This is a genomic window from Micromonospora inositola (genome assembly GCF_900090285.1).
Classification (GTDB): domain Bacteria; phylum Actinomycetota; class Actinomycetes; order Mycobacteriales; family Micromonosporaceae; genus Micromonospora; species Micromonospora inositola.
Genome location: NZ_LT607754.1, coordinates 4,002,091 through 4,021,961, shown reverse-complemented (window position 1 = coordinate 4,021,961; position 19,871 = coordinate 4,002,091). Strand labels below are relative to the sequence as shown.

Genomic DNA, 19,871 nt, shown 5'->3' with positions numbered 1-19,871 from the left:
GGCCTAGTATGGCGTGTGCCCAACGAGCAGCTCCGGCGGATGGACGCCTTCACCTTCCCGTCCCACTCGATCGATCTCGCGACCGGCGAGGCGTTGTTCGACTACGCCCTCACCGGCCCCCGCGGCGAGCAGCGGTTCACCGAGGTGATCACGCTCCCGCTGCCGGCCGAGCCACCGTCGGACGAGACCGTGGCCACCCTCGACCGGGTCCTCGAGCTGCTGCACGTGGTCGCCGGCGTCAGCTACTACAAGGCCGCCGCGCCGCACCGGCTGGTGCTGCCGACCCCGCTGGGCGCGGCCGCCGTCGAGCTGGTCACCGCCGTCTACACCAGGGGCCTCGCCGAGTACGCGTACCGCAACCAGCTGCCGCACGTGCTGGAGCTGCGCCCGGAGGTGCCGGCCGGCGAGGTCACCCCACCCCGGGCGTACGACGACTCGGACCGCCGCCCGCTCTCCGCGGTCGGCGGCGGCAAGGACTCCATCGTCAGCCTGGAGGCGCTGCGCCGGGCCGGCTTCGACCCGGTGCCCTTCTCGGTCAACCCCAACCACGTCATCGTCGCGGTCAACCATGCCTCCGACCTGACTCCGCTGGCCGCCCGCCGGCGGATCGACCCGGTGCTGTTCGACCTCAACGCGGCCGGCGCGCTGAACGGGCACATCCCGGTCACCGCGATCAACTCGCTGATCGCGGTCGCCACCGCCGTGCTGCACGGGCTCGGCCCGGTGGTGATGTCCAACGAGCGCTCCGCCTCCGACCCGAACCTGGTGTGGAACGGTCACGAGATCAACCACCAGTGGTCCAAGGGCGTCGAGGCGGAGGGGCTGTTGCGGGCGGCCCTCGCGGAGCACGCCGGGCTCACCGAGCCGTACTTCTCCCTGCTGCGCTCGTTGTCCGAGCTGCACATCGCCCGGCTCTTCGCCGAGATCGAGCGGTACGACGACGTGGTGACCAGCTGCAACGCGGCGTTCAAGCTGCGCGACGCGAGCGAGCGCTGGTGCCGGAACTGCCCGAAGTGCCGGTTCGTCTTCCTGGCCATGGCGCCGTTCATGCCGCGCGAGCGGATCACCCACATCTTCGGCGGTGACCTGCTGGCCGACGAGGCCCAGATCCCCGGCTACCGGGAGCTGCTCGGCGTGGACGGGCACAAGCCGTTCGAGTGCGTGGGCGAGGTCGAGGAGTCGGTGGTGGCGTTGAGCCTGCTCGCCCAGCAGGAGCAGTGGCGCGCGGCCCCGGTGGTCCGCGCCCTGGTCGACGCGCTCCCCGACACCGCCTGGTCCGCCGCCGCCACCTCGGACGTTTTCACCCCCGGCGGCCCGAACTTCGTCCCCACCACCTATGCCAAGGCCCTCACCGCCCTGACCTGACCCACAGCGCTGCCACCCCACCCCGCCGGGCGGGGCCGGGGCGAGCGCCCGGCGGGTGGATCAGGGGGTGCGGACGGCGTCGAGGGCGAGCAGGGCGACGTGCAGGGAGAGGCAGGCCTCGACCGAGTCGAGGTCGACGTCGAGGATCCGGCCGATCCGGGCCAGCCGCTCGTAGAACGCCGGCCGGGACAGGTGCGCCGCGGCGGCCGCCGCCGACTTGTTCCGGCCCTGCTCCAGGTACGCCCGCAGGGTGCCGAGCAGTTGCTCCCGAGGATGCCGGGCGTCGTACGCGAGCAGCGCACCGAGTTCCCGCTCGACGAAGGTCTGCAACCGGGGCTCATCGCGTAACAGGTGCAGCAGGCCGGCGAGACCGACGTGCGGCAGCCGGAAGATCGGCAGGTCGCGCCGGTCCCGGCGGGCGGCCTCGGCGACCTGCCGCGCCTCGACCAGGGAACGCCCGGCCTCCCGCAGGCTGCCCACCCCGGACCCGGCGGCCACGATCAGGGCAGCGGGTCCCGAGCCAGCCGGCCGGGGCGCACCGGCACCGGTCTGGCCGGGACGGGCGGGCCCGTCGGTCGGGCGGGCGACGGCGGCCCCGACGGCCGAGCGGGGAGTGGGCAGGCGGGTCGGGACGGCGTCGAGGCGTACCCGACGGAGCGCGGCGGCGAACGCGGCCAGCGCCTTCTCCTCGGCGGCCGGGTCGGACAGGGCCAGCAGGGCACCGACGGCATGGTCGTCGACCGCGCTGGTGAGGGCGCTCAGCTTGGCCTCGCGCAGCGCCTGGCCGACCGCCTCGGCGAGATCGCGCAGCCGGGCCGGACCGGCCTCCGGGCCGGGGTCGCCGGGCAGCCCGGCCTCCCCGACCGGCACGGCCTCCGGCGGGTCGTCGGCGCGGTGCCGGACCACCACCCCGACCAGGTGCCGGCGGTCCAGCGTCACGCCGAGCGCCTTGGCGCGCAGGGCCACCTCGTCGACCGGGCGGGAGTGGTCGAGCAGGGCGGTGAGCAGGGTGCGGTGGATCTGCCGCTCCAGACCCTCGGCGTCCCGCCGAATCAGCCGGCCCAGCGCGAGGGTGGACGCGGCGCGCTCGATCAGGATGGTCAGCCGGGTCGGCGGGGTGCGCGACGGCCGGGTCTCGGGGGTCCGGCCGTCCTCGTTCGGCCAGCGCAGCAGCAGCCGGCCCCAGTCCTGGCCCCGGGCGCCGACGGTGGTGACCAGCCACCCGCTGTCCGGGTCGTACGCGGTCCGGCCCGCCGGCCGGATCCGCCGGGAATGCTGCTCCCAGCCGTCCAGCAGCAGCTCCGCGCTCTCCCCCGCCGGGTCGTACGCGAGCACCTGCCGGGACAGGTTCTCCAGCACCACCGGGCAGCCGGCCAGCTCGGCGGCCTGCCGGACCACCTCGACGGCGTCGGCGCCCTCTACGGAGAGCTCGGTGAACCGCTGGTGGATCTCCTCGGTGGCCCGCAGCTCGGTGAGCTGGGCGTCCACGATCAGCGCGTGCACCGCCTCGGTGATCCGGACGAACGGGGTGGCCCGCCGCAGCTCCACCAGCGGCAGACCGCGCCGCTCGGCGGCCGCCGCCATCACCCGGGGCACCCCGCTGACGTACCGGCGGCCGAGCTCCACCACGAGCCCGGACACCCCGACGTCGGCGAGGTCACCGATGAAGGCGCGCAGGCCGGCGTCGTCCGCGGGGAGCCCGATGCCGGTGGTGAGGACCAGCTCGCCCCCGCCGAGGAGGGTGGCGATGTCCGGCACCTCGGCCACATGCACCCACCGCACCGGCCGGTCCAGGCCGGCGTCCCCGGCGACCAGGCGCGGGGCGCCGTGGCGGACCGGGTCGAGCGCGAGAACCTCACGGACGGTAGGGAACACGGCCGACACGCTACCCTGCGTCACCCCCGATCTCGAAGGACCACACCGGGAGCCGCTCGACTCGGACGGCACGCGCCGACCCTGGCGTCACAGCGGGTCGTCGCGGCCCAGTTCCCAGCAGGCCACCGCCGTGGCGGCGGCCACGTTGAGCGAGTCCACCCCGCGCCGCATCGGGATCACCACCCGGACGTCGCTGGCGTCCATCGCCGCCCGGGTCAGGCCGGCGCCCTCGGCCCCCATGAGCAGCGCCGCGCGGGCCCGCTGGGCCGCGTCCAGCCGCTGGATCGGCACCGCGTCCGGCGCGGGCGTCATCGCCAGCACCGTGAAGCCGGCCGCCCGGACCTGGGCCAGCGCGTCCGGCCAGGGCTCCAGCTTGGCGTACGGGATGGCGAAGACCTCGCCCATGCTGACCCGGACGCTGCGCCGGTAGAGCGGGTCGGCGCAGGACGGGGAGAGCAGCACCGCGTCCACGCCGAGGGCGGCCACGGCCCGGAAGATCGCCCCGAGGTTGGTGTGGTTGTTGACGTCCTCCAGGATGACCGCCCGCCGGGCGCCGGCCAGCACCTCGGCCGCGCTCGGCAGCGGCTTGCGGTGGAACGAGGCGAGCACGCCCCGGTGCACGTGGAAGCCGGTGGCCCGCTGGAGCACCTCCTGGGTGGCCGCGTAGACCGGGGCGTCGCCGGTGTCGAGGTCGGCGAGCTGGTCCGCCCGCTTCGCGTCGACCAGGTACGACCGGGCCGGGTAACCGGCCCGCAGCGCCCGCCGCAGCACCAGCTCCCCCTCGGCGATGAACAGGCCGTGCGGGGGCTCCCAGCGGGTACGCAGCTCGACGTCGGTCAGCGCACGGTAGTCGGCGATCCGGTCGTCGTCGGGGTCGGTGATCTCATGGACGGGCACCCGACGATTCTGCCGGACGCCGCCACCCGCACCACCGACCGGCCGCGTCGCCCGCAGGGATGAGGGTGGCGGGCGCCGCCGGTCAGCCGGCCCGCTCGTACCGCAGCAGCACGCTCGCGCCGTCGAAGCTGCGCGATCCGACCAGGCGCAGTGCGAGCCGGTCCTTGGGCGGGAAGACCGGCTTGCCGCCGCCGAGGACGACCGGGTGCACGACGACCTGGTATTCGTCGATCAGGCCGTGGTCGGTCAGCGCCGCGGCGGCGCCCGAACCGCCGGTGAGCAGCAGGCCCCCGCCCGGCTCGGCCCTGAGGGCGGCGACCTGCTCGACCAGGTCGGCGCCGATGACCCGGGCGCCGTGGTCGGCCGATTCGAGGGTCCGGGACAGGACGATCTTCGGGGTACGCCGCCAGATCGGCGCGAACGCCCGGCCGTGCGCGTCGGACATCGACTCGGCCCGCGGCCACCAGTACGACATCACCTCCCAGACCTTGCGCCCGTAGACGAACGCGCCGGCGCGTTCGCTCTGCTCCAGGGAGTACGCAGACAGCTCCGCCCCCATCACCGGCCAGTCGAACTCGCCGTTCGGCCCCTCGATGAAGCCGTCGACGGACTGGTGCACCCAGTAGATGATCTTCCCCATGGCGGTTCTCCTCGATCGGCCGCGCCCCCGGCGGGCGCTGTCACCGGTGGGTCGGAGCCGCCCGGCGGGATCCGACACCCGGAGCGGATTTTCTTCCGTCGGTTTTCCGCCCGCCGGCGCCCGGCCCTTCGGGCCCGCGCCGCCGCACCCGGTTTGCGCCGCCCGGTACCGTCCGAACCCGTGGCCAGTCCCGTGAGTTCGGGACCTTCATGGTGGTCGACGGGGACGGCGACCCGGACGAAGTGGCGGCGGCGCTGGACCGGGTGGTGGCGCCCCTGGTCCGGCGCTGACCACGCGCACGTCGGGCTAGATTGTCGATCATGGAGTACCGCCTGGTGGACCGGCTGCCCACCGTCGAGGAGTTCGTCGCGGTCACGTCCGCCGTCGGCTGGGCCGACGCGTACGACCCGGCGGCGATCCAGGCCTCGCTGGCCGCCTCGCTGCACGGGGTGGTCGCGGTCGAGGGCGACCGGGTGGTCGGGCTCGGTCGGCTGGTCGGCGACGGGGCGATCTACTACTACCTGCAGGACCTGGCCGTGCTGCCGGAGCGGCAGCGGCGCGGGGTCGGCGCGGCGATCCTGGGCCGGCTGGAGGAGTGGATTGCCGCGCGGGCCTCGTCCCGGACGTTCGTCGGGCTCTTCGCCGCCGGGGAGTCGGTCAGCCTCTACCGCCGGTTCGGGTACGCCGCGCACGACGACATGACCGGCATGTTCCGCGTCGGCCCCCGCTGAGGCGACGCCCGCCCGACGAACGGATCCTGGGCAGCTGCCGATCGGGAGCGGCCACTGCCCAGGATCTCAAGCCGTCCGTCAGCCGCGGCGGTTCTGCAGCCAGCGCAGGAGGTCCGACGGGATGCCCCGGTCCTGCTGCTGTCGCGGCTGGTCGGGCCGCGGGGTCGGCTGCGGCTTCGGCCGCTGCGGGTCGCCGGCCAGCTCGCGGCTCGGCGCGGTGAAGTCCTTGACCGGCTGACCGCTGACCGCGGTCTTCATCACCCGGGCCACCGCGTCGATCACCTTCGCCTGCACCGCCGCGCCGACCAGATCGGTCGAGTCGTCCGGGTTGGCGGCGATGCCGGCGACGGCCACCTGCGGAGTGAAGCCGACGAAGGTCTCCGTGGCGTTCTGCTCCGAGCTGCCGGTCTTGCCGGCGACCGGCCGGCCGACGATCCGGTCCACCGAGGTCGCGGTGCCGCCGTTGCACTGCCCGTACGCCGACTGCTGGCCGACCGGGCAGCGGGCCGCGTCGGTGGCCGCCCGGGCCACGTCGGTGTCCAGCACCTTCTTGCAGGACGGCTGGCCGACGGCCACCTTCTCGCCGTTCGCGGCGGTCACCGAGACCACCGGCAGCGGCGTGCAGTACGTCCCCTCGGCGGCCACCGTGGCGTACGCGTTGGCCAGGTCGAGCGGGGTGGTGGCGGCCACGCCGAGGGTGAACGCGCCCCAGTTCTCCGCGTCGTCCCTGGCGAAGGCGGCGTCGGAGTCGGCCCGGAAGGTGATCCCGAGCCGCTGCGCCATCTCGACCGCCTTCGCCGGCCCGACCTGCTCGGCGAGCCAGACGAAGTAGGTGTTCACGGAGCGGCCGAAGCCGTCCCACATCATCCGGTACCCGTCCATCCACTGCGGGTTGGCGTTCGCCGGGCACCATTTGCCGTCGCAGGCGCCCTCGCCCTCGGCGGCGTACCGGGTGGGCAGCTTGGCGGGCGCGTCGAAGCCGGTGGAGAGGGGCTTGCCGGCCTCCAGCGCGGCGAGCATGGTGAACATCTTGAACGTCGAGCCGGCCTGGTAGCCGTCGACGCTGTCGCCGCCGGAGATCAGTGGGTTGACGGTGTTCGGCCGGTTGGCCTGCCCGGCCGGGTTCTCGTCCAGGCTGTAGTGCCGGTTGACCGCCATCGCCAGCACCCGGCCGGTGCCCGGCTCGACCGCCGCGATCGGCAGGGCCCGCTTGTTGTCGTACCCGTAGACGGCGGTGGCCTGCTGCTGCGCGGTCTGCTGGACCTTCGGGTCGAGCGAGGTGACCACGGTGTAGCCGCCGCGGCGCAGCGCCTGCTCGCGCTCCTTGACGGTGTTGCCGAAGGCGGGCTGCGTCAGCCACCACTGGCGGAGGTAGTCGCAGAAGAAGCCCCAGTCGTCGTGCCCCTGGGCGACCGCGGTGCAGCCGTTGGGCTGGGCGGTCGGGTGCAGGGTGAGCTTCTCCGCCTTGGCGGAGGCGGCCTGCGCCGCGGTGATCGCGCCGGTCCCGGCCATGGCGTCGAGCACGTACGCCCGACGCTCCAGCGCCCTGGCCTTGTCGCCGTCGATCGGGCTGTACTCGTCCGGCGACTGCACCAGCCCGGCGAGCAGGGCCGCCTCGCCCAGGGTCAGGTCACCGGGCGCCTTGCCGAAGTAGCGCTGGCTGGCCGCCGCGACACCGTACGCGCCGGAGCCGAAGTAGGCGATGTTCAGGTACCGGTTGAGGATCTCGTCCTTGCTGAGGGTCTTCTCCAGCGCGCCCGCGTACCGGATCTCCTGGATCTTGCGGCCGACGGTCTGCTCGGTGGCGGCCTGCCGTTCCTCGGCGGTGCGGGTGGGGTCGGTCTTGAGCACGTTGCGGACGTACTGCATGGTCAGCGTCGAGCCGCCCTGCTCGGTGCCGCCGCCGCGCAGGTTGGCGACCAGGGCCCGGGCGATGCCGCGCAGGTCGGCGCCGCCGTGCGAGTAGAAGCGCCGGTCCTCGGCCGCGACGATCGCCTGCCGCATCACCGGGGCGATCTCGGCCAGCGGCACGTCGGTGCGGTTCACGTCGTAGAACGTGGTGATCAGGGTCTTGCCGTCGTTGGCGTAGAGGTAGGAGCGCTGGGGCTGCGCGGGAGTGCGCAGCGCGTCGGGCAGCTCCGCGTACGCCCCGAGGGCCGCCTTGGCGACCTGCCCGCCGAGCAGGCCGCCGGGCAGCGCGGCGACCGCGAGGACGAGCCCGGCGAGGGCGCCGGCGAGGAGCACGATGAAGGGCCGCGACAGCGGCGACCGGGGTGACGGCATGGACCCCAGGATTACCGCGAAAGCCGCCAACCGGCCACCCCGCCAGGCAACTGTCAGTTACCTCACGGTGACTTCCCAGCTACGGGCTGGTCATCAGGTGGGGAGGGGGCCGTTCGGGGAGGATCCGGGCGCGGTCGGGGTGGAGACGCTGGCGGTGGCGGCGTCCCGGGCGATGGCGGCGGGCACCAGGCGACCCGAGCGGTAACCGATGCCGATGCCGGAGACCAGCACGAAGAGCGCGCCGAACGTCTGCAACGAGCCGATCAGCGCGCCACCGAGGCCGAGCAGCGGGGCGGCGATCATCAGCATGACCCCGTCGCCGTAGCTGAACATCCCGGACCGGGCGACCGACCACCCGGTGAGGAACCACCCCAGGGTGTAACAGGTGGCCCCGACCAGGACCAGGCTCCGCGCGGTGGTGCCGAAGACGGGCGTCTGCTCGGCCAGCCCGGCGAACGGCAGCATCAGCACCGTGCCGGCGATGCTGACCAGCAGCCCGGCCGCGGCGACCCGGCGACAGCGGGTGGCGGCGAGCAGGCCGGTCAGGGCCAGCAGGGCGAGCAGGCCGAGCCAGACCGCGGCGACCCAGCCCACCAGGTAGAGCTGCCGGCCGTCGGCCGGGTAGGGGTCGTTGCCCACGCCGCCGTCGCTGGCCATCGCCACCGCGCCGTAGAGGATCGCGTACGCGGGCAGCAGCCAGACCGCCGCGCGGGCGAACCGCCGTACCGACCAGGCCCAGCTCGCGTTGGTGGCCGGGGCGGCCGCTCCGGGGTCGGAGACGAACGGCAGCACCCCGAACCCACCCCCGGTACGCCGGCTGCCCAGCGGACCGGCGGGATCGTGGTCGCCGGGGACCGGCTCCCTGGACCACAGACTGTTCGCCGGATCCTTCATGCGTCACCTCGCTCCGCCTGCGGGCGGCGCGGGACGCGTACGGCGCCCCGGCTCCTGCTCACCACCCGTCCTCAGACCGATCGTGGCAGGCGCCGGGGCGCCGTATGAGCGTTTCTCGCATTTGCCGCCGGAGTCGGGCGGCGGCCGGATCAGCCCCGCTCGCGCCGGTCCGCGGGGTCGTTGAGCAGGCTCTCCGGGGAGACCGGCTCCGGCGCGGGCAGCCCCTGCGGCTTCGCACCGCCGGTGGCCTGCGCCTCGGCGACGCGCACCTCGTCGTGGATCTGCTGGGCCGCAGCGGCGGCGGCCTGCGCCGCCTCCGCGGCCTCGCGCTCGACCTGGCTCGCGTGGTCGGCCGCCTCCGGCGCCGGGAGGTCACCCACCATCTGGCTCAGACCGCCCAGCGCGCCGCCCATCCCCTCGAGAGCCTTGGTCAGCTCGGCCGGGATGATCCAGACCTTGTTGGCGGTGCCGTTGGCGATCTGCGGCAGGGCCTGGAGGTACTGGTACGCGAGCACCTTCTGACTCGGGTTGGCCTGGTGGATGGCGTCGAAGACCGTCCGGATCGCCTTCGCCTGGCCCTCCGCCTGGAGGATCCGGGCCTGCCGGTCACCGTCGGCGCGGAGCACGGCGGACTGCTTCTCACCCTCGGCGGTGAGGATCTGCGACTGCTTGTGACCCTCGGCCGTGAGGATCGCCGCCCGGCGGTCCCGCTCGGCGCGCATCTGCTTCTCCATCGAGTCGCGGATGCTCGCCGGCGGCTCGATCGCCTTGATCTCGACCCGGGTGACCTTGATGCCCCACCGGCCGGTGGTCTCGTCCAGCACCCCGGAGAGGTGCCGGTTGATCTCATCCCGGCTGGTCAGCGCGCGCTCCAGGTCCAGCGAGCCGATCACGTTGCGCAGCGTGGTGACGGTGAGCTGCTCGATGGCCTGGAGGAAGCTCGAGATCTCGTAGGTCGCCCGGACCGCGTCGACCACCTTGAAGTAGAGCACCGTGTCGATCGAGACGACGAGGTTGTCCGAGGTGATCACGGGCTGCGGCGGGAAGCTGACCACCTGCTCCCGCATGTCGACCTTGGTGCGCACCGCGTCGACGAAGGGGACCAGCAGATTGAGTCCGGGGTTGAGGGTGCGCTTGTACCTACCGAGCCGTTCGACCACGTCCTGGCGCTGCTGCGGCACGATCCGCACCGCCTTGACCAGCGTCACCACGACGATCAACGCCACGGCGGCCAACAGCACCAATGCAATGTCCATACCGTTCACCTTTTCGCTTCGGGAAGCTCACCGGGGTGGGAAATGTCGTCGTGCCAGACCAGGGCGGTGGCGCCCCGGACCTTGATCACCTGCACCCGCTCACCAGGCTCGAAGCGCTGCGTCACGTCGTACGAGCGGGCGCTCCACAACTCGCCGTCGATCTTGACCATGCCGTGCTCGGCGTCCACCCGCTCCAGCACCAGCGCGGTGGAGCCCTCGATCGCCTCCACGCCGAACGGCTGGTCGCCGCTCTCCAGCGCGGACTGGGCGTGCCGCCAGATGACCGGCCGGACCACCGCCACCGAGAGCGCGGAGACCACCGCGAAGACCAACGCCTGCAGCGCCACGGGGGCACCGAGCGCGGCGGCGCCGGCGGCGGCGAACGCCCCGGCCGCGAACATGATCAGGAAGAGCGTCGTCGTGAAGATCTCGGCGACCGCCAGTACCACACCCAACACGATCCACACCACGGCGTCCACGTAGCAATCGTGACACGTCGAAGCACGCACCGGCGTCCCGCGATGATCAGTAAGCTCTGCGGCACCCGATGCCCCGCCGAGCGAGGAGAACAACGTGCCCCTGCTGCCCGACACCGCCCGACAGGTCGACGCCCTGGTCAGCCGGGCCCAGGCGGAGGGCCGGGCGCCCTCGCTCGCCGTCGGGGTGGTCCGGGACGGGACCCTCGCGCACCTCGCGGTCGCCGGCGAGCACCCCCGGCCGGACGCCGACCGGCAGTACCGGATCGGCTCGATCAGCAAGACGATGACCGCCGTGCTCGTCATGCAGCAGCGGGACGCCGGCCGGCTCGCCCTGGACGACCGGTTGGAGCGGCACCTGCCCGGCACCCCGGTCGGCGCGCTCACCCTGCGCCAACTGCTCGGGCACGCCAGCGGCCTGCAGCGGGAGCCGGACGGGTCCTGGTGGGAGCGGACCGAGGGCGTCGACCTGACCACCCTGGTCGCCGGGCTGACCCCGGACAAGATCGCCTACCCGCCGCACCACGTCTACCACTACTCCAACCTGGCGTACGGGCTGCTCGGCGGGGCGCTCGAACGGATCACCGGCACGCCCTGGTACGACCTGCTCCGCGAACGGGTCCTCGAACCGCTCGGCATGCGCCGGACCACCTACCACGCCACCGAGCCGTACGCCCGGGGCTACGTCGTGCACCCCTGGCACGACACCCTGCGGGAGGAGCCGCGTACCGACACCGGAGCGATGGCCCCCGCCGGTCAGCTCTGGTCCACCGTCGAGGACCTGGCCCGCTGGGCCGCGTTCCTGGCCGACCCGGCGCCTGAGGTGCTGGCCCCGGCGACGCTGGCCGCGATGTGCGCGCCGGTGGTGATCAGCGACCTGGACTCGTGGACCGGCGGGCACGGCCTCGGCGTGGAGCTCTACCGGGTCGGCGACCGGGTGTACCTGGGCCACGGCGGCTCGATGCCCGGGTACATCGCCGGGCTGGCGGTCCACCGGCCCAGCCGCACCGCCGTGGTCGACTTCGCCAACTCGTACGGCCTGCGCGGCGGGCACCACATCGTCGGGCTGGCCCGGCAGATCCTCACCCTCGTGCTGGACGCCGAGCCGGCACCGGTGCAGCCGTGGCGCCCGGCCGAAGCGCCGCCGGCCGGGCTGGCCGAGCTGACCGGCCGCTGGTGGTGGATGGGCGCCGAGTACGAGGTGCGTCCCGACGGCTCCGGCGACCTGCTGGCCGGCCCGGTCGGTCAGCCGGTGCTCCGGTTCGCCCCGGAGGGCCCGGACCGCTGGCGGGGCCGCTCCGGCGGCCAGGACGGGGAGATCCTCACCGTCCTCCGGGACGAGGAGGGCCGTCCGGTCGCCCTCGACATCGCCACCTTCCTCTTCACCCGCACCCCCGACCAGGAACCCTGACCCGCCGCCCGAGCCGAGCCGAGCCCGACCGGACCGGACCGGACCGGACCGGACCGGACCGGACCGGACCGGACCGGAGGACGCCAATGGATCAGACTCATGAATCATCGACGTCATCAGGTCCGTAGCGCCCCGAAGACCATTCCCACTCCCGACCGCGACCGGACCGCCGAGCCCGCCTCCGGCCCTGACCGCAACGGACGAATCACACAGGTTCGGTGACGAAGTCGATCAGCCGTTCCATCGCGTTGATCAACGGCGTCTCCACGTCGGCGAAGCTGTCGACCCGGGACAGGATGCGCCGCCACATCTCCGCCGGCTCGGCCACCCCGAGGGCCGCGCAGACGCCCTCCTTCCAGGGCCGTCCGGGCGGCACCACCGGCCAGGCCGCGATGCCGAGCGCCGCCGGCTTGACCGCCTGCCACACGTCGACGTACGGGTGCCCGGTGACCAGCACGTGCGGCGAGGAGACCCGGGCCACGATCCGGCTCTCCTTCGAGCCGGACACCAGGTGGTCGACGAGCACGCCGAGCCGCCGGCCCGGGCCGGGGGCGAAGTCCCTCACCTCGGCGTCGAGGGCGTCGATGCCGTCGAGCGGTTCCACCACCACGCCCTCGATCCGCAGGTCGTCGCCCCAGATCCGCTCCACCAGCGCGGCGTCGTGCACGCCCTCGACCCAGATCCGGCTGGCCTTGGCGACCTGCGCGCGGACGTTGTCGACCGCGATCGAGCCGGAAGCGGTGCGCCGTCGGGCCGCCGGCACCGGGGCGCGGGCCGGCCGGCGCAGCGTCACCGGCCGACCGTCGAGCAGGAAGGCCGCCGGCAGCAGCGGGAAGTTGCGCCGCCGGCCGTGCCGGTCCTGCAGCACCACCGCGCCGGCCTCGAAGCCGACCACCGCGCCGCAGAACCCGGAGTCGGCGTCCTCGACCACCAGGTCCGGCTCGGCGTCCACCTCGGGGGTGACCTTCCGCCGTCGCCAGTCCCCTGCCAGCACGTCCCCGTCGTATCGCCCCGCCATGTGGATCACGCTAACCGGCGGTCCGGCGCGCCGCCCGGCGACGCGCCGCCGGTACGCCGGCCGGGCCCGACGAGGGATGCCGCCGGCCCGCCAAAAGGGGCGAAGAAGGCAGTTCGGGGCAGGCTACGCGGCCGGAGCGGCAGTCGAGACAGGGGCGGCGGCGAGCACGTACCCTTTCGGCATGTCCCTCCCCGCCACGGGCGCGGCCACGCTGGCTCCGCGCCGGTCCAGCCGGTTCGTCGCCTGGGTGCGCGCCTGGCGCGCCGGCCTGGTGCCCTTCGACGAGGTCGCCGACTCGATCGCCGGCGACGAGGAGCACCTGGTCGCGGACGCCCCCGGCACCTGGACCGACGTCCCGCTGCGGGAGGCCCTGCCCACCCTGGCCAAGCTCTCCCCCGACGAGATCAGGCTGGTGCTGCCCGCGCCGGGCGACCCGCGCGGCCTGCCCGGCCCCGGTGACTTCGCCGGCGCGGCGCTGCTCGCCGGGGAGGCCGTGGTCGCCGGCGGGCTCGGGCTGATCCCGCAGGTGCGCAGCCACACCTCGGGCTCGGGGATGACCTGGGAGACCGTGCTCTGGCGGGTGTACCCGCTGCCCTCGAACGCGCCGGCCGCGTCGATCGCCGCGCCCGGCGCGGCCGAGGCGGAGGCGGAGCTGGCCGCCGCGCTCGCGGAGACCACCGCCGCGCTGACCCGCCTCGACGTCGCCCAGTGGCGACCGGAACTGGCCGGGGCCCTCGCCGCGCTGCGCCGCCCGGACGGCGCCACCGATCTGCCACCCGGCTTCGACCCGCGGGCCCGGCGGCTCTTCGCCCGGGCGGCCGTGCTGGACCGGGTGCTCGCCCTCGCCGGGCACAGCGCGCCGGGCGGGGCGATGAACAACTACGAGGCCCAGCAGCGCGACGCCGCGCTGCGCCCGCTCACCACCGCCTGCCGGCAGGCCCTGGTCGCCGCCTGCAACGCCCCGCTGCGCCCCTGAGGGCGCAGCCGGGCGCGCGGGGTCAGATCTCGTCGAGCAGATCCGCCACCGAGTCGACGATCCGGGACGGCCGGTACGGATAACGCTCCGCCTCGGCGCGGCTGCTGATCCCGGTCAGCACCAGGATCGTCTCCAGCCCCGCCTCCAGCCCGCAGAGGATGTCGGTGTCCATCCGGTCGCCGATCATCGCGGTGGTCTCGGAGTGCGCCTCGATGGTGTTCAGCGCCGAACGCATCATCATCGGGTTGGGCTTGCCCACGAAGTAGGGTTCCACCCCGGTCGCCTTGGAGATCATCGCCGCCACCGAGCCGGCCGCCGGCAGCGCGCCCTCCACCGAGGGGCCCGTCACGTCCGGGTTGGTGCAGATGAACCGGGCCCCATCGTTGATCAGCCGGACCGCCTTGGTGATCGCCTCGAAGCTGTAGGTGCGGGTCTCCCCCAGCACCACGTAGTCCGGGGCGAAGTCGCTGAGCACGTACCCGACCGCGTGCAGGGCCGTGGTCAGCCCGGCCTCCCCGATCACGTACGCGGTGCCACCCGGGCGCTGGTCGGCCAGGAACTGGGCGGTGGCCAACGCCGACGACCAGATCGCCTCCTCCGGCACGTCCAGCCCCATCCGGACCAGCCGGGCCTGGAGGTCCCGCGGGGTGTAGATCGAGTTGTTGGTGAGGACCAGGAACGGCTTGCCGGAGGCACGGAGCCGCTTGATGAACTCGGGTGCGCCAGGCACCGGCTGGCCCTCGTGCACCAGCACGCCGTCCATGTCGGTGAGCCAGCTCTGCACCGGCTTGCGGTCATGCATGTGTCGTCCCAGGGGGTGTCGGAGGTGGGTCGGGCTCACCGGGGGCGGGCCGGGGGCACGCAGCACGGCGTCGGGCAGGTGTCCCACATGGGCAGCTCGCCGAGGCGGCGGCGCAGTCGCTCCCCGTCTGGCTCGGTGCGCTCACGCACCAGCTCGCGGACCATGGCCACGAAGCGCGGGTCGGTGCCCGGGGTGCCGGCCCGGACGAAGTCCAGGCCGAGCTGCCTGGCCGTCTCCAGCGCCTCGGTGTCGAGGTCCCAGACCACCTCGAGGTGGTCGGAGACGAAGCCGATCGGACTGACCACCACACCGGTCACGCCGGACTTGGCGAGGCTGGCCAGGTGGTCGTTGATGTCCGGCTCCAGCCACGGCACCTGCGGCGGCCCGGACCGGCTCTGCCAGACCAGGTCGTACGGCAGGTCCGGGGCGGCGGCGGCGTGCACCAGCCGGGCGGTCTCCGCGAGCTGCGCGGTGTACCGGCCGCCGTTCGGGCCGGCGGTGGCGGCCATCGACGTCGGGACGGAGTGCGCGGTGAAGACCACTCGGGTGGTGTCGCGCTTCGCCGGGTCGAGCTGCGCCAGCGCGGTACGCACCGCGTCGGCGTGCGGCTCGACGAAGCCGGGGTGGTCCCAGAACTGCCGCAGCTTCTCGATCACCGGGGCGTCCGGGCCGACAGCGGCCCGGGCCGCGGCGATGTCCTCCTGGTACTGCCGGCAGGAGGAGTAGCCGCCGTACGCGCTGGTGACGAAGGCGAGCGCCCGCTCGACCCCGTCGTCGCGCATCTGCGCCACGGTGTCGGCGAGCATCGGGTCCCAGTTCCGGTTGCCCCAGTAGACCGGCAGGTCGACGCCGTTGGCGGCGAAGTCGTCGCGGATCGCGGCGAGCAGCTCCCGGCACTGCTGGTTGATCGGGGAGACCCCGCCGAAGTGCAGGTAGTGCTCGACGACCTCCGCCAGCCGCTCCGGCGGCACGCCCCGCCCCCGGGTCACGTTCTGGAGGAAGGGCAGCACGTCCTCGGGCCGCTCCGGACCGCCGAAGGAGACCAGCACCAACGCGTCGTACGCCATGGCGACATTCTCCCCCGACGGCCGTGACGGGCCGACGACGACCCCGGACGCTCGGGTTTCGCGGCCGCCTCAGGCGCCGATCGCGTGGTAGCCGCCGTCGACGTGGACGATCTCGCCGGTGGTGGCCGGGAACCAGTCCGACAGCAGCGCCAGGCAGGCCCGCGCGGCCGGCTCCTGGTCGGTGAGGTTCCAGCCCAGCGGGGCGCGGTCGGCCCAGGCGTCCTCGAACTGGTCGAAGCCGGGGATGGACTTGGCGGCGATGGTCCGCAGCGGTCCGGCCGCGACCAGGTTGCTGCGGATGCCCTGCTTGCCCAGGTGCAGCGCCAGGTAGCGGGAGGCGGACTCCAGCCCGGCCTTGGCCACGCCCATCCAGTCGTACACCGGCCAGGCCTTGGTGGCGTCGAAGGTGAGGCCGACCACCGCGCCGCCCGCTGACATCAGCGGCAGCGCCGCGATCGCCAGGGACTTGTAGGAGAAGGTGGAGACCTGCAACGCGGTCGCCACGTCCTCCCAGGGGGCGTCGAGGAAGCCGCCGCCGAGGCAGCTCTGCGGGGCGAAGCCGATCGAGTGCACCACCCCGTCCAGGCCGTCCACGTGCTCGCGGACCTTGTCGGCGAGGCCGGCGAGGTGCTCCGGGTTGGTCACGTCGAGCTCGATCACCGGGGCCGGCTCGGGCAGCCGCCTGGCGATCCGCTCGACCAGGGAGAGCCGGCCGTAGCCGGTGAGCACGACCTGGGCGCCGTTCTCCTGGGCGAGCTTCGCCACCGAGAAGGCGATCGAGGCGTCGGTGATGACGCCGGTGACAAGCAGCCGCTTACCGGCGAGCAGTCCAGACATCGAGAGGTTCCTCCGTGCGTTCTTCTCGGGACGGGTGGCTCAGTGGCCCATGCCCAGGCCGCCGTCGACCGGGATGACGGCGCCGGAGATGTAGCCGGCCGCGTCCGAGGCCAGCCAGGTGACGACCCCGGCGACCTCGTCCGGCTCGGCGAACCGGCCGGCCGGGATGGCCTTGCGGTACTCGGTGCGGCGCTCCTCGGGCAACGCGGCGGTCATGTCGGTGGCGATGAAGCCGGGCGCGACCACGTTCGCGGTGATGTTGCGGCTGCCCAGCTCCCGGGTGATCGAGCGGGCCACGCCCACCAGGCCGGCCTTGCTGGCCGCGTAGTTGACCTGGCCGGCGCTGCCGTAGAGGCCGACCACCGAGGAGATGAAGATCATCCGGCCCCACTTCGCCCGGAGCATCTTCGCCGAGGCCCGCTTGGCGCAGCGGAACGCGCCGGTCAGGTTGGTGTCCAGCACCCCGGTGAACTGCTCCTCGGACATCCGCATCAGCAGCGTGTCGTCGGTGATGCCGGCGTTGGCCACCAGCACCTCGACCGGGCCCAGCTCGGCCTCGACGGTGCTGAAGGCCGCGTCGACGGAGGCGTAGTCGGTGACGTCGCACTTCACGCCGAACAACCCCGCCGGGGCGTCGCCGCTGCGGTGGGTGACCGCCACCCGGTCGCCCTGCTTGGCGAAGGCCTGCGCGATGGCCAGGCCGATCCCCCGGTTTCCGCCGGTCACCAGCACGGTACGGGCCACGGGTCCCCCTCTGCTCAGCGGATCTCTGCGTCGGTCGGAGCCTAGGGGTTACCGGTAGGTAAGCGCTAACGCGGCCAGGTCACACCGGGGTGTGACGCCCGGGCTCGTCCCGTGGCGGGACGACGTCGCGGCGGCCGGTCCGTACGCTGCCGCTGATGGAGGAAGCCCGTGTCAGGACCTGGTGGCGGGCGCTGCGGCGTGCCGTCGCCGGGCCGGACGTCCCGCCCGTCCGACCACCGCTGGACCGCTGGCCCCGGCTGGCCCCGTACGCCGGGCCGGTCGGCCTGCTCGTGTTGGTCGGTCTCTTCGCCGCCACCCTGGCCACGGAGACCGACCGGCACCTGCCCGGGATCGTGCCGATCCTGTTCGCGGCGCTGACCGTCGCGCCGCTGCTCGCCCTGCCCCGGCGTCCCCTGCTGGCCTGGCGGCTCACCATCGTGGCGCTGGCCACCTGCACCTTCAACGCCCCGCCCGACGCCGCCTGGCCGTGGAACCCGGTGCTGGTGCTCGGGTCGCTGCTGGTGCTGGCGGTGGTGGCGGCCCGGGTGGACCGTCGGGTGCTGGTCTGGGTGGGCCTGCTCACCATGGTGCCGGTGGTCGCGCTGGTCGACCGCGACCACCGGGTCGGCGTCCTGGTGCTGGTCCTGACGCTGCTGGTGCTCGGCGACCTGGTGCGCGGCAACCGGCTCTCCCGCCGGGCGCTGGCCGCGCAGACCGCGCTCAGCGAGCGGGAGCAGGAGCGCCGGGCGGTGCTGGAGGAGCGCACCCGGATCGCCCGGGAGCTGCACGACGTGGTGGCCCACCACATGTCGATGATCGCCGTGCAGGCGGAGACCGCGCCGTACCGCCTCGCCGACGTGCCGGACGGCGCTCGCGCCGAGTTCGCCGCCATCGCCGGCTCGGCCCGCGAGGCGCTGACCGACATGCGCCGCCTGCTGGGCGTGCTGCGCAGCGAGTCCACCGGTCCGGAGACGGCCCCGCAGCCCGGCCTGGCGGACCTCCCGGCGATGGTGGACGCCGCCCGCCGGGCCGGCCTGGCGGTCACCCTGGACGCGCCGGCGCCGGCCGGCGGAACGCCCGCGCCGGCCGGGCTGGCCGCCTACCGGATCGTCCAGGAGGGGCTGGCGAACGCGGCCCGGCACGCGGCGGGGGCCGCAGTGCGGGTCAGCGTCCGTCCGGGCCGGCACGCCCTGGCGGTACGGGTCGAGAACGCCGCCGGCGGCGGGGACGCGACGGCGGCCGAGCGGGGCGCCGGGCACGGGCTGGCCGGGATGCGCGAACGGGCCCTCGCGCTGGGCGGTACGTTCGCCGCCGGGCCGGCCGACGGTGGAGGGTACGTCGTCGACGCGCTGCTGCCGTACGACGGGGAGGACGGGGACGGATGATCCGGGTGCTGATCGCCGACGACCAGGCGATGGTCCGGCAGGGCTTCGGCGCGCTGCTGGCCGCCCAGCCGGACCTGCTCGTGGTGGGCGACGCCGCCGACGGTGCGGCGGCGGTCGAGGCGGCCCGCCGGCTGGACCCGGACGTGGTGCTGATGGACGTCCGGATGCCGGTGCTGGACGGGCTCGCGGCGACCCGCCAGCTGCTCGGCGACCGCCGGGCCGACCGCCCCCGGGTGCTCATCCTCACCACCTTCGACCTGGACGACTACGTCTATGAGGCGCTGCGCGCCGGGGCCAGCGGCTTCCTGCTCAAGGACGCCCCCGCCGCCGACCTGGTGCACGCGGTCCGGGTGGTCGCGGCCGGGGAGGCCCTGCTCGCCCCGACCGTGACCCGCCGGCTGATCGCCGAGTTCGCCGCCCGTCCCGGGCACCGCCGGCCCCGCCCGACCGACCTGGCCGGGCTGACCCCCCGGGAGACCGAGGTGCTGCGCCTCATCGCCCGGGGTCGCTCCAACGCGGAGATCGCCGCCGACCTGGTGGTCGCAGAGCAGACCGTGAAGACCCACGTCGGGCGGATCCTGGCCAAGCTCCAGCTCCGCGACCGTGCCCAGGCGGTGGTCATCGCGTACGAGACGGGTCTGGTGGCCCCCGGGGAGTAACCCCCGAGGCGGCTGACCGGCGGCTCGCCGGACCGGAGCCGGATGACCCTCCGGTGGGGCGGGTGGGGGCCGGTCGGCCGAGTGCGGCGCGCCGGCGCGCCGGGTGTACGATCATCCACGTTTGCGGGTGGTGGATCACCCGCGTTCCGGGCCCCGCCGACCGCAGGAGGTGATCGCTGTGCGAGATAGCGATCCTCCCAGTCGTGGCCGGGCCGAACGTCAGCCCCGCTGAGCCACGACTCAGTCTGGCGAGCTGACCCAGCTCCCGCTCCCCCCGCGTGACCCTCGGCCCCGGCCGGGGTGAGCGTGCTGCGCCGCCCCGACCCGGGCCGGCCGCGGGGAGCCCCCCGGTCACGACTTCGTGTGCGCGTCCTGCCTGCCCCTGCGGTCCCGTCGCGGACCGCCAGCCGCCACCGGAGCCTGTCCATGAGCCGTTACGTCGCCCCGCTGGGCTTCACCCTCGCCGCCGTCTGGGTGGCCGTCCTCTTCGTCCTGGCCGGCGGCGGTCACTGACCACCGCCGGCTGTCGGCCGCGGCGAGCGACACGTGTCGTCC

At 74.2% G+C, this 19,871-nt stretch carries 19 protein-coding genes; 7 read left to right on the top strand and 12 right to left on the bottom strand.

Annotated features, from left to right (window positions below; translation table 11 throughout):
- Nucleotides 1-15: 15 nt before the first annotated feature.
- Nucleotides 16-1,365, top strand: coding sequence for a hypothetical protein (locus GA0070613_RS19250; RefSeq protein ID WP_089013574.1), 1,350 nt, complete (start codon nucleotides 16-18; stop codon nucleotides 1,363-1,365).
- A 60-nt stretch (nucleotides 1,366-1,425) separates the two neighbouring features.
- On the opposite strand, the gene GA0070613_RS19245 is transcribed toward GA0070613_RS19250, so the two are convergent.
- From GA0070613_RS19245 to GA0070613_RS19235, 3 genes are all read right to left on the bottom strand, one after another.
- Nucleotides 1,426-3,240, bottom strand: a complete 1,815-nt coding sequence (locus GA0070613_RS19245) for a PucR family transcriptional regulator (protein ID WP_456299190.1) — start codon at nucleotides 3,238-3,240, stop codon at nucleotides 1,426-1,428.
- Between the two features lie 87 nt (nucleotides 3,241-3,327).
- Complete coding sequence (locus GA0070613_RS19240; RefSeq protein ID WP_231929845.1) at nucleotides 3,328-4,194, bottom strand: TrmH family RNA methyltransferase; 867 nt, start codon at nucleotides 4,192-4,194, stop codon at nucleotides 3,328-3,330.
- Between the two features lie 25 nt (nucleotides 4,195-4,219).
- The gene (locus GA0070613_RS19235; RefSeq protein ID WP_089013571.1) at nucleotides 4,220-4,777 is read right to left on the bottom strand and encodes a dihydrofolate reductase family protein; all 558 of its coding nucleotides are present in this window, start codon (nucleotides 4,775-4,777) and stop codon (nucleotides 4,220-4,222) included.
- Nucleotides 4,778-5,097: 320 nt separating this feature from the next.
- On the opposite strand from GA0070613_RS19235, the gene GA0070613_RS19230 reads away from it, so the two are divergent.
- Nucleotides 5,098-5,508: a GNAT family N-acetyltransferase gene (locus tag GA0070613_RS19230; RefSeq protein WP_089013570.1), complete on the top strand. Its 411-nt coding sequence runs from the start codon at nucleotides 5,098-5,100 to the stop codon at nucleotides 5,506-5,508.
- A gap of 78 nt (nucleotides 5,509-5,586) precedes the next feature.
- Here GA0070613_RS19230 and GA0070613_RS19225 read toward each other — a convergent pair whose 3' ends face one another.
- The 4 genes from GA0070613_RS19225 to GA0070613_RS19210 all read right to left on the bottom strand — a co-directional run bounded on the left by GA0070613_RS19225 (nucleotide 5,587) and on the right by GA0070613_RS19210 (nucleotide 10,420).
- The gene (locus GA0070613_RS19225; protein WP_089013569.1) at nucleotides 5,587-7,791 is read right to left on the bottom strand and encodes a transglycosylase domain-containing protein; all 2,205 of its coding nucleotides are present in this window, start codon (nucleotides 7,789-7,791) and stop codon (nucleotides 5,587-5,589) included.
- Nucleotides 7,792-7,884: 93 nt separating this feature from the next.
- Nucleotides 7,885-8,685 (bottom strand): hypothetical protein, encoded by an 801-nt coding sequence (locus GA0070613_RS19220; RefSeq protein ID WP_089013568.1) that lies wholly within the window; start codon nucleotides 8,683-8,685, stop codon nucleotides 7,885-7,887.
- A 149-nt stretch (nucleotides 8,686-8,834) separates the two neighbouring features.
- Entirely contained in the window at nucleotides 8,835-9,941 is a 1,107-nt protein-coding gene (locus GA0070613_RS19215; RefSeq protein WP_089013567.1) for an SPFH domain-containing protein, read from the bottom strand.
- Between the two features lie 5 nt (nucleotides 9,942-9,946).
- Nucleotides 9,947-10,420 carry an NfeD family protein gene (locus GA0070613_RS19210; protein ID WP_089013566.1) on the bottom strand — a complete coding sequence of 158 codons (474 nt, stop codon included), beginning with the start codon at nucleotides 10,418-10,420 and terminating at the stop codon, nucleotides 9,947-9,949.
- Between the two features lie 94 nt (nucleotides 10,421-10,514).
- On the opposite strand from GA0070613_RS19210, the gene GA0070613_RS19205 reads away from it, so the two are divergent.
- Nucleotides 10,515-11,828 (top strand): serine hydrolase domain-containing protein, encoded by a 1,314-nt coding sequence (locus tag GA0070613_RS19205; RefSeq protein ID WP_089013565.1) that lies wholly within the window; start codon nucleotides 10,515-10,517, stop codon nucleotides 11,826-11,828.
- A gap of 205 nt (nucleotides 11,829-12,033) precedes the next feature.
- On the opposite strand, the gene GA0070613_RS19200 is transcribed toward GA0070613_RS19205, so the two are convergent.
- Nucleotides 12,034-12,846, bottom strand: coding sequence for a DUF3097 domain-containing protein (locus GA0070613_RS19200; protein ID WP_089013564.1), 813 nt, complete (start codon nucleotides 12,844-12,846; stop codon nucleotides 12,034-12,036).
- Nucleotides 12,847-13,027: 181 nt separating this feature from the next.
- On the opposite strand from GA0070613_RS19200, the gene GA0070613_RS19195 reads away from it, so the two are divergent.
- Entirely contained in the window at nucleotides 13,028-13,822 is a 795-nt protein-coding gene (locus tag GA0070613_RS19195; protein WP_089013563.1) for a hypothetical protein, read from the top strand.
- Between the two features lie 22 nt (nucleotides 13,823-13,844).
- On the opposite strand, the gene GA0070613_RS19190 is transcribed toward GA0070613_RS19195, so the two are convergent.
- The 4 genes from GA0070613_RS19190 to fabG form a co-directional block, all read right to left on the bottom strand.
- A complete protein-coding gene (locus GA0070613_RS19190) occupies nucleotides 13,845-14,711 on the bottom strand; it encodes an HAD-IIA family hydrolase (protein ID WP_172875850.1) in 867 nt (288 codons plus the stop codon).
- Nucleotides 14,660-15,691 carry a ferrochelatase gene (locus GA0070613_RS19185; RefSeq protein WP_089013562.1) on the bottom strand — a complete coding sequence of 344 codons (1,032 nt, stop codon included), beginning with the start codon at nucleotides 15,689-15,691 and terminating at the stop codon, nucleotides 14,660-14,662. Before GA0070613_RS19185 ends, GA0070613_RS19190 begins: the two co-directional genes overlap by 52 nt.
- A gap of 69 nt (nucleotides 15,692-15,760) precedes the next feature.
- Nucleotides 15,761-16,528, bottom strand: a complete 768-nt coding sequence (fabI, locus tag GA0070613_RS19180; RefSeq protein ID WP_089013561.1) for an enoyl-ACP reductase FabI — start codon at nucleotides 16,526-16,528, stop codon at nucleotides 15,761-15,763.
- Nucleotides 16,529-16,567: 39 nt separating this feature from the next.
- Nucleotides 16,568-17,272, bottom strand: coding sequence for a beta-ketoacyl-ACP reductase (gene fabG, locus GA0070613_RS19175; RefSeq protein WP_089013560.1), 705 nt, complete (start codon nucleotides 17,270-17,272; stop codon nucleotides 16,568-16,570).
- 155 nt (nucleotides 17,273-17,427) lie between these two features.
- Between fabG and GA0070613_RS19170 the strand changes: the two genes are divergently transcribed.
- From GA0070613_RS19170 to GA0070613_RS32135, 3 genes are all read left to right on the top strand, one after another.
- Nucleotides 17,428-18,657, top strand: a complete 1,230-nt coding sequence (locus GA0070613_RS19170) for a sensor histidine kinase (RefSeq protein ID WP_089013559.1) — start codon at nucleotides 17,428-17,430, stop codon at nucleotides 18,655-18,657.
- On the top strand, nucleotides 18,654-19,316 hold the full coding sequence (locus tag GA0070613_RS19165; protein ID WP_089013558.1) for a response regulator: 663 nt from the start codon (nucleotides 18,654-18,656) through the stop codon (nucleotides 19,314-19,316). The genes GA0070613_RS19170 and GA0070613_RS19165 overlap by 4 nt, the downstream gene beginning before the upstream one ends.
- Nucleotides 19,317-19,679: 363 nt before the next feature.
- A complete protein-coding gene (locus tag GA0070613_RS32135; protein ID WP_157746385.1) occupies nucleotides 19,680-19,829 on the top strand; it encodes a hypothetical protein in 150 nt (49 codons plus the stop codon).
- Nucleotides 19,830-19,871 lie beyond the last annotated feature (42 nt).

What these genes read in the sequence shown, in the direction of transcription:
- GA0070613_RS19230 (WP_089013570.1), top strand. Translation starts at nt 5,098, where the DNA reads ATGGAGTACCGCCTGGTGGACCGGCTGCCCACCGTCGAGGAGTTCGTC.
- GA0070613_RS19185 (WP_089013562.1), bottom strand. Translation starts at nt 15,691, where the DNA reads ATGGCGTACGACGCGTTGGTGCTGGTCTCCTTCGGCGGTCCGGAGCGG.
- fabI (WP_089013561.1), bottom strand. Translation starts at nt 16,528, where the DNA reads ATGTCTGGACTGCTCGCCGGTAAGCGGCTGCTTGTCACCGGCGTCATC.
- GA0070613_RS19165 (WP_089013558.1), top strand. Translation starts at nt 18,654, where the DNA reads ATGATCCGGGTGCTGATCGCCGACGACCAGGCGATGGTCCGGCAGGGC.
- GA0070613_RS19215 (WP_089013567.1), bottom strand. Translation starts at nt 9,941, where the DNA reads ATGGACATTGCATTGGTGCTGTTGGCCGCCGTGGCGTTGATCGTCGTG.
- GA0070613_RS19235 (WP_089013571.1), bottom strand. Translation starts at nt 4,777, where the DNA reads ATGGGGAAGATCATCTACTGGGTGCACCAGTCCGTCGACGGCTTCATC.
- GA0070613_RS19225 (WP_089013569.1), bottom strand. Translation starts at nt 7,791, where the DNA reads ATGCCGTCACCCCGGTCGCCGCTGTCGCGGCCCTTCATCGTGCTCCTC.
- GA0070613_RS19200 (WP_089013564.1), bottom strand. Translation starts at nt 12,846, where the DNA reads ATGGCGGGGCGATACGACGGGGACGTGCTGGCAGGGGACTGGCGACGG.
- GA0070613_RS19195 (WP_089013563.1), top strand. Translation starts at nt 13,028, where the DNA reads ATGTCCCTCCCCGCCACGGGCGCGGCCACGCTGGCTCCGCGCCGGTCC.
- GA0070613_RS19170 (WP_089013559.1), top strand. Translation starts at nt 17,428, where the DNA reads ATGGAGGAAGCCCGTGTCAGGACCTGGTGGCGGGCGCTGCGGCGTGCC.
- GA0070613_RS19220 (WP_089013568.1), bottom strand. Translation starts at nt 8,685, where the DNA reads ATGAAGGATCCGGCGAACAGTCTGTGGTCCAGGGAGCCGGTCCCCGGC.